9 protein-coding genes and 1 pseudogene are annotated in these 7,391 nt (G+C 58.2%); 7 read left to right on the top strand and 3 right to left on the bottom strand.

The window, feature by feature from the left end; translation table 11 throughout:
• Positions 1-312: pseudogene (locus ACIREA_RS22270) on the bottom strand (tRNA 2-thiouridine(34) synthase MnmA); the annotation flags it as partial.
• A 125-nt stretch (positions 313-437) separates the two neighbouring features.
• Between ACIREA_RS22270 and ACIREA_RS22265 the strand changes: the two are divergent.
• From ACIREA_RS22265 to ACIREA_RS22235, 7 genes are all read left to right on the top strand, one after another.
• Positions 438-2,135, top strand: coding sequence for an FAD-dependent oxidoreductase (locus ACIREA_RS22265; RefSeq protein WP_397384555.1), 1,698 nt, complete (start codon positions 438-440; stop codon positions 2,133-2,135).
• Positions 2,136-2,197: 62 nt separating this feature from the next.
• A complete protein-coding gene (gene aroQ / locus ACIREA_RS22260; RefSeq protein WP_397384554.1) occupies positions 2,198-2,725 on the top strand; it encodes a gamma subclass chorismate mutase AroQ in 528 nt (175 codons plus the stop codon).
• A gap of 64 nt (positions 2,726-2,789) precedes the next feature.
• A complete protein-coding gene (locus ACIREA_RS22255) occupies positions 2,790-3,446 on the top strand; it encodes a hypothetical protein (protein WP_397384553.1) in 657 nt (218 codons plus the stop codon).
• Positions 3,447-3,463: 17 nt separating this feature from the next.
• Complete coding sequence (locus ACIREA_RS22250) at positions 3,464-4,027, top strand: NUDIX domain-containing protein (protein ID WP_397384552.1); 564 nt, start codon at positions 3,464-3,466, stop codon at positions 4,025-4,027.
• Between the two features lie 66 nt (positions 4,028-4,093).
• Positions 4,094-4,336 carry a DUF4404 family protein gene (locus ACIREA_RS22245; RefSeq protein WP_395732524.1) on the top strand — a complete coding sequence of 81 codons (243 nt, stop codon included), beginning with the start codon at positions 4,094-4,096 and terminating at the stop codon, positions 4,334-4,336.
• 98 nt (positions 4,337-4,434) lie between these two features.
• Positions 4,435-4,923 carry a 50S ribosomal protein L9 gene (rplI, locus tag ACIREA_RS22240; protein WP_397384551.1) on the top strand — a complete coding sequence of 163 codons (489 nt, stop codon included), beginning with the start codon at positions 4,435-4,437 and terminating at the stop codon, positions 4,921-4,923.
• A 201-nt stretch (positions 4,924-5,124) separates the two neighbouring features.
• Positions 5,125-6,177, top strand: a complete 1,053-nt coding sequence (locus ACIREA_RS22235) for a Gfo/Idh/MocA family protein (RefSeq protein WP_397384550.1) — start codon at positions 5,125-5,127, stop codon at positions 6,175-6,177.
• A 98-nt stretch (positions 6,178-6,275) separates the two neighbouring features.
• Here the strand turns inward: ACIREA_RS22235 and ACIREA_RS22230 are convergent, their stop codons facing one another.
• Positions 6,276-6,845: a GNAT family N-acyltransferase gene (locus ACIREA_RS22230; RefSeq protein WP_397384549.1), complete on the bottom strand. Its 570-nt coding sequence runs from the start codon at positions 6,843-6,845 to the stop codon at positions 6,276-6,278.
• A gap of 118 nt (positions 6,846-6,963) precedes the next feature.
• On the bottom strand, positions 6,964-7,391 hold a 428-nt coding region (locus ACIREA_RS22225; protein WP_397384548.1), incomplete at its 5' end, for a hypothetical protein.

Genomic DNA, 7,391 nt, shown 5'->3' with positions numbered 1-7,391 from the left:
GCACATCACATCGGGAATTGGCGTGATGCCGGCCTGGTAGCCTTCGATCAGGTACTTCACGACCTTTTCGCGGTATTCCGTCATGAGATTGACCACACGAAACGGGATACCCAGCTGCTTGGCCACGGCCTCGGCGTCAGTGATGTCCTCCTCCCACGGGCAATGGCCGATGATGTTCTCCTCATTGATCCAGTTCTTCATGTACACGCCGGACACGTCATGCCCTGCGCGCACGAGTTCGGCGGCGGCCACGCTGCTGTCTACGCCACCGGACATGGCCATGAGAATTTTCGATGGGGAAGTTGGTTTCAAGATGAAGATGCTGATGAGCCTTAGCTCGTTCTGGAAAACTCCTCAAGCAGCCAGAATCCAGAACGAGTTAAAGCTCATGCGTACTTTACGTTGCGCCTGCCTCCGAGTGCGGAAGAATTCACCCCATGACCGCTGAAGAGAAGGACGAGCTTTTTTATCGCGACACCGAAAGCATCGCGTTTCCGAAACTGGATGACCATCAGCTTGCGCAACTGGAGGCGCTCGGAGTTCGACAAACAATCCGCGCGGGAGAGATCATCGTCAAAGCTGGGCAGCGGGAGTTCCCGATGGCGCTCGTGATCAGTGGCGAGCTGGAGGTGTTTGAGAATCGCGATGGCGTGGAGCAAATCCTCGCGAACCCAAAGCCGCGCGATTTCGTGGGCGAGGTGTCCATGCTTACCGGCACCTCGTCGCTCGCCAGCTACCGGGGAAAGGCAGAGAAGTCCGAGGTCCTTCTCGTTCCTGCCGACAAGCTGAGGTGGGCGCTGGCCGAACTGCCCGGCGTGGGTGAGCCACTGGTGCAGGCCTTCATGATGCGGCGCGAGCGCCTGATGCGGGACAAGGAATTCGCGGGCCTCCGCATCCTCGCCAGCCCCCGCTGCAGCCTGGGACATCGCATCGACGATTTCCTCGATAAGAATCACGTCATGCATCGCCTGATCGATGCCACATCCACCGAAGGTCTGGCCATCTGTGAACTGCGCGGCCTCACGCCAGCCGACCTCCCGGTGTTGATTGCCAGCGACGGCACCGTCACGCCGGATCCCACCATTCTGGATGTGGCTCGCGTGGCCGGACTGCTGCGCCCGCTTTCGACCGAGCAGGACTCTGAACTGCTCTGCGATCTGGCCATCGTCGGCGCTGGCCCAGCCGGACTGGCGGCGGCGGTGAATGGCGCTTCGGAGGGACTCGAAACGGTGGTGCTGGAAAGCTTCGCGCCGGGAGGCCAGGCGGGATCGTCTTCATTGATCGAAAACTTCTTCAGCTACCCCACCGGGATCAGCGGCGGAGCGCTCACCAGCCGCGCCCAGCTTCAGGCACATCGCTTTGGCGCGAAGTTCTCCACTCCATCCCGCGCACTGACGCTCTCGTTTGCGGAGGGAGAGTATGGCGCGGAGTTGCGGATCGAAGGCAGCGTGACCGTTCTGCGGTCGAAATGCGTGATCCTCTCCACCGGTGCTCAGTACAATCTGATCGATGCCGAGGGCCGCGAAAAATTCGAAAGCATGGGCGTGTACTACGCCGCGACGAAGATGGAATCCAAATTCTGCAAAGACAACACCATCATCGTTGTCGGTGCCGGCAATTCCGCCGGGCAGGCCGCGATGTTCATGTCCGAAGTGGCTAAAAAGGTCATCATGGTGATCCGTGGTGGAGACCTCACCAAGAGCATGTCCAGCTACCTTTCCAACCGGGTGACTACGAGGTCCAACATCGAGATCCTTTATCATACCCAGGTTCAGAAAATGATGGGCGATGACCGGCTGAGGTCGGTTGAAATCCTCAACACCAAGAGCGGCGAAGTCCGCACCGTGGAAACCGCAGCGGTGTTCTCCATGATCGGTGCCAGACCCTGCACCGAGTGGCTGCCGCCCGAGATCCTGCGTGATGAAAAAGGCTTCATCAAAACCGGGCAGGCCGTGGCCGATGCTCCCGCCTGGAAAAACGCAAATCGTGCGCCCTATCCCTTTGAGACCAGCCGTCCAGGTGTTTTTGCCGCAGGCGATGTACGCTCGGGTTCCGTCAAACGTTGCAGCGCCGCCGTAGGTGAAGGCAGCATGGCCATCGAAAACGTTCATCAGGTCCTGGGAACTTATAGCTGAGACTGCTTTGGAGCGCGCCAAAGCAGTGGACGACTTCAGCCTCAAGTGCCTAATCTCGTTCCATGAAATCTGTCACTCTTTCACTCCTGTCGTGTGTGCTGACCCTGCTGCCGTGCGCCTGTTCTTCCCCCAAGACCTTGCCAGTCCTGATGGTGGAACGTCTGAACTGGATGGATGAAGTTGCCCTGGCCAAGCAGGTGAAGTCATTGCCCATCACAGACCCTGTACGCGAAGCGGAACTGCTGCGCACGATGACGCAGCGCGGTGTCGCTGCCGGGTTGAAGGAAGAGAACGTGCGGCGCTTTTTCACCGGGCAGATGGTGGCGGCTAAAGTGGTACAAGAGGAATGGCTGCAGCAGCATTCTCAGGGGGTGACTTCCTATGTCATGGTGCCCGACCTCAAGCTGACCGTGCGTCCGGCTTTGGATGAGATCGGGCAGAAGATGATCGCCAGCCTCGCCAAGCCACGCAGTCCCGCAGCATCCGCCGCAGTTCTTGTGGAGGCAGGCCAGCGCCTTGCCCGTGCAGGTTACTCGAAGGCGGCCAGTCAGCCGGCCTTGGAAGGGCTGCAGGCTGGACTTGCTCCATGAGCATCTCATCCACACCCGGACGAACCCCAGCTTGATCTTTGCCACCGCCGCATTCAGATGAGGGATGGAAAAGATTCAAAAAGTTCCCACGGGCGAGTTCCACTCTGGCTACGGCTGCATCATCATGAGTGCGGTGGTCGGAGTCTTCGTCTTCATCATCTGGTGGGGCTATTACACGCTGACCACGATGGATGCCGCCATCGCTGCGATCACTCAGTCGGCTCCCGCCAAACTGCCTGACGTGGCGGCGGCGCCAGACCTGGAGAAAAAGCTCACCGACTTTGCAGCCTTAGCGAATGCAGGCAAAACGGCCACGATGAAGCTCAGCGTGGCGGACCTCAACTCCATGCTCACGCTGGCTCCAGACGGCGGCAGCGGCAGCTACAAAGACATGATTCGGGTCAAGTCGCTGGATGCGGCCAAGCAGACCCTCATCACCGATGTCAGCCTGCCGATGAACAAAAAATTCTGGGAGGACTCCAAGCGTTACCTCGTCGGCGAAGTGGATTATACCCTTGAAATGACCGAGCTGGGACCGGATGCCAAAGTCAGTGCCGTGCGGGTGCCGGGCAAGACGATACCGGAGGAAATGGTCAAAGGCATGGCGATGTACGGCGTGATGGGCCCCTATCAGAATGACAAGACGCTGGGCCCTGTGCTGAAGGCGATCCAGAAGTACCAGGTGGAGAGCGATGGCTTGGTGCTTTCGACGGTAAAGTGATCCTTGATTCTCTGATCATGCATCTCCCCCAGCATCCGAACCCCTGGCAGACCCTTTCCACCCGCGAGACCTATGCCAATCCATGGATCCGCGTGCGCGAGGATCAGGTGCTCAAACCCACAGGCGGCCCCGGCATCTATGGCGTGGTGGAGTACAAGAACATCGCGGTCGGCGTCATTCCTGTGGATGAAGAAGGTCACACCTGGCTCGTGGGCCAGTGGCGCTACTGCCACGGACGCTACGAGTGGGAGATCCCCGAAGGCGGTTGTCCTGCCGGTGAATCCCCGGTGGAAGCGGCGCGGCGTGAGTTGAGGGAGGAAACAGGCATCGTCGCCACCACCATCAGTCCCCTGCTCTCCGGCATCCAGCTTTCGAATTCCACTAGCAACGAGGTTTGCGACATCTTCATCGCCACCGGCCTGACCCACACCGAGGCCCAGCCCGAGGACACGGAAGAACTTGAAGTCCTGCGCCTTCCTCTAGTCGAAGCCATTCAAATGGCGCGTGATGGACGCATCCGCGACAGCATCAGCGTGCTCGCGCTGCTGTCGGTCGCAGGACGTGGCGATTTGACCGCATGACTCGCACATTCTTGCGGCATCAAAACTCTTGTCGGGACATGCTCACAGTGACAGAGTGGGAAAACCATGAACACAGAGCAACTGGAACAACTCAAGACACTGGTGGCAGACGCAGGCGATCTGCCAGAAGCCGCGAAGACCAAGCTGCTTGAGCTGCTGGCACAGACCGAGGCTGAAGCCCCCACCGCAGAACCCGGGCAGGCCCAGGGCCAGTGGCTTTCTTCCGTGGAAGAACTTGAGGCTGCGCACCCGGAAGCGACGGGTTTTATGAACCGGCTGGCGACCACGCTGGCCAACATGGGGATCTGAAGTGGAACCCACACTTTCAAAAGAACCTAGAATCCGCCTTTGACAGAACTTAGGAGGCGTGTAGTTTCGCGCCCCTTTTTCCCCGAGGGAATGTCGCCATGCCAAACACACAAGTTATTCTCAAAGAACAAATCAAAGGCCTCGGAGCCGAAGCTGACGTCGTCAGCGTGAAGCGCGGTTTTGCGCGCAATTTCCTGCTTCCCCAGGGCAAGGCTTATGAAGCCACCAAGGGCAACCTCCGCTACACCGAGCGTCTCAAGGCCGTGCGTGCCGAGCGCGAAGCCAAGGAAGTCGCTGAAGCTGAAAAGATTGCCTCCAAGCTGAAGAAGGTGAAGCTCAAGCTCACCCTTTCCACCGGTCAGGGCGGCAAGGCTTTCGGTTCCATCACCACCATCGACATCGCCAAGGCTCTTTCCGAAGAGTCCAAGATCGAAGTGGATCGTCACATGATCGTCCTCGAAAAGCCGATCAAGAGCACCGGTAACTTCGAAATCGTCGTCAAGCTCGGCCACGAAATCACCGCCACCGTCAAGCTGAACGTCTCCGCCGCTGGCGAAGCCGCCACTGCTGAAGACGACGCTGAATAAGCGGGCCTCTCCAGTTTAAAACCCCTCTGCAAAGCCGCGTGAACAACGCGGCTTTGTTATTTTTGTGCTGCTCAGCCGGGATGAGAAGATTGTCGGAGTGGTTGTGCGCCGCCTAATGCGTGCACGCTGGCGCAAAAAGACTCGAAAGAGACACTTCCGTACCGGGTATTGATATTGACAATCATGCCTCCGGTTTGGAGCATGCACTCACTCACCATGAAGAAATACAACGTCGGAATCATCGGATACGGCTGGGCCGCCAGCGCTCACATTGACGCCATCAACAAAACCAAACAGGGCCAGGTCACCGCGATCTATTCCTCCCGCAAACTGGACGACGCCGAACTGACCGCGAAGCACGGCACGCCCATCAAGAGCTACCAGAACCTCGACGAGATGCTGGCCAATCCAGACATCCACGTGGTGGACATCTCCAGCTACCCGAGCCAGCACCGGGATCAGGCCATCAAGGCGGCCAATGCGAAGAAGCACATCATCCTCGAAAAGCCGATGGCCAACTCGCTGCAGGAAGTGCGCGAAATCGTCGCCGCAGCCAAGGCCAATGGCGTGAAGGGCTGCGTCTGCTTTGAGTGCCGCTTCTCGAATCAGTTTCAGGTCACGAAGGCGCTGATCGATGAAGGCCTGCTTGGCAGCATCCATTATGGCGAAGTCGACTACTACCACGGCATCGGCCCCTGGTATGGCCAGTTCCGTTGGAACACGGGCAAGAAGGACGGCGGCAGCGCGCTGCTCACCGCCGGCTGCCATGCGCTGGATGCCCTGCTCATGGTCATGGGTGGCGAGATCGAAAGCGTCACCAGTTTCTCCACCAAGACGCAGAGCGAGATCTTCAAGCCCTACGAGTACGACACCACCAGCGTCACCCTCATTCACTTCAAGAACGGTGCCGTGGGCAAATCCGCCGCCGTGGTGGACTGCCTGCAGCCCTACTACTTCCACACCCACTTGTGTGGCAGCCAGGGCAGCCTGCTGGATGATAAGTTCCACTCCATGAAGCTGCACACCGACAAGCACGCCTGGAGCAAGCTCTCCATGAAGATGCTCGACTCCGGTGACGTGAGCGACCACCCCTACGAAACTCAGTTCCAGGCCTTCTTTGACGCCTTGGACGAAGGCAAGGAAATGCCGCTCACCAGCTTCCCCGAAGCGCTGCGCACCTTTGAAGTCATCTTTGCCTCCGACAAAAGCGCCGAGCAGGGTGGCAAGCCCGTGCGCATTGCTGATCTCGACTGATCGGCATAGCTACGGATTGATTTACAACCGCGTGGCGCTCTGGCGTCACGCGGTTTTTTGTGCCCGCACTGCTCGTGCCACCACTTCACTCAGTCGTTTTACCACACCAGCACTTCTTCCTCCTCATGCTGCTGGGGCGGAGGGACGGCCACGGCGGGAACCACACCGGGTTTGACGAAGTCGTAGATGATCGGGATGCTCAACAGCCCGGTCTTGCGGTCGTCAAACCAGTCGGAGTAGAATGGCTTGCCGAAGACACGAAAGCCCATGGTCTGGTACAGCGGCAGCAGGCGCTTGCCGGATTTGGTGACCACATGTGCGGCCTTCTGCTCTTTGGCATATTGCTGCATGGCCACGGCCAGCTGCATCAGCGGCATGCTGGTGGTGCTTTTTCGCGCGCAGCCGCGTGAGACTTCCATGATGAGCCCACTCTGGGGAAACACCAGGTCCTGCGCATCAGATTCACTTTGCAGTTCCAGTCTCGGCACTTCGTCACTGCGCAGCATGCGGATCACGCCTGTGATTTCTTTGGCTGAGTTGAAGAGCGCAAAATGATGGGCGAATTCATCAAATTCATCGATCTCATGCAGCAGGCCGGTCGTGTAAACTTCACGCCGGATTTGCGCGATGATGGATCGATGTTCGTGAAATGAAATCTTCTGGACCATGGCTTTATAAACTGCCTCTCTTTATGATAAAGAGTGTGCCTGAAGCAAAACTAAATACGCCTAAATAAAGATTAAAATTTTAGTTGGGCGCGGGACTGCCACAAGGTTGGTTTTCAGGTTAATCGAGGCCAATGATGCCACCCGCCCCGGCCTTTTCCGCTGCAGGCATTTCGATCAAGCGCACCTCCGGCGGACACACAAAGCCGGGTGGAGCCTTGTCCGGCAGCAGGATGCGGAAACGGTATAGATCTTTCAATTTCAATACTTCGTACTGCTTTTGAAGAGTTTCCGCGCTCAGGGCTAGATGACTTGGAAATGCCCACAGTGCGGAATAGCCGGACTGTTCATGATGAATGAGCCCTGCGCTGCTCAAAAACTCCGCCACTGGCCCAGCCAGCCGGTTCCATCGCAACAGCAGGACGTGGTTGGCGGTGATGTGCCCATCATCCTGATTGAAGCCGTCCATCCACTTGCCCTTGTAGCGCGTCAGACCGTCCTGCAAAAAGGCTCTGCTGCTGCCCAGAAGAATGCGGGTGCAGCCCAGCT

The organism is Prosthecobacter sp. (assembly GCF_044373815.1).
Lineage (GTDB): Bacteria > Verrucomicrobiota > Verrucomicrobiia > Verrucomicrobiales > Verrucomicrobiaceae > Prosthecobacter.
This window is presented reverse-complemented; position numbering and strand designations above follow the sequence as displayed.

Excerpts from the sequence above, each read along its gene's own strand:
- ACIREA_RS22265 (WP_397384555.1), top strand. The coding sequence starts at position 438 with ATGACCGCTGAAGAGAAGGACGAGCTTTTTTATCGCGACACCGAAAGC.
- aroQ (WP_397384554.1), top strand. The coding sequence starts at position 2,198 with ATGAAATCTGTCACTCTTTCACTCCTGTCGTGTGTGCTGACCCTGCTG.
- ACIREA_RS22255 (WP_397384553.1), top strand. The coding sequence starts at position 2,790 with ATGGAAAAGATTCAAAAAGTTCCCACGGGCGAGTTCCACTCTGGCTAC.
- ACIREA_RS22250 (WP_397384552.1), top strand. The coding sequence starts at position 3,464 with ATGCATCTCCCCCAGCATCCGAACCCCTGGCAGACCCTTTCCACCCGC.
- ACIREA_RS22245 (WP_395732524.1), top strand. The coding sequence starts at position 4,094 with ATGAACACAGAGCAACTGGAACAACTCAAGACACTGGTGGCAGACGCA.
- rplI (WP_397384551.1), top strand. The coding sequence starts at position 4,435 with ATGCCAAACACACAAGTTATTCTCAAAGAACAAATCAAAGGCCTCGGA.
- ACIREA_RS22235 (WP_397384550.1), top strand. The coding sequence starts at position 5,125 with ATGCACTCACTCACCATGAAGAAATACAACGTCGGAATCATCGGATAC.
- ACIREA_RS22230 (WP_397384549.1), bottom strand. The coding sequence starts at position 6,845 with ATGGTCCAGAAGATTTCATTTCACGAACATCGATCCATCATCGCGCAA.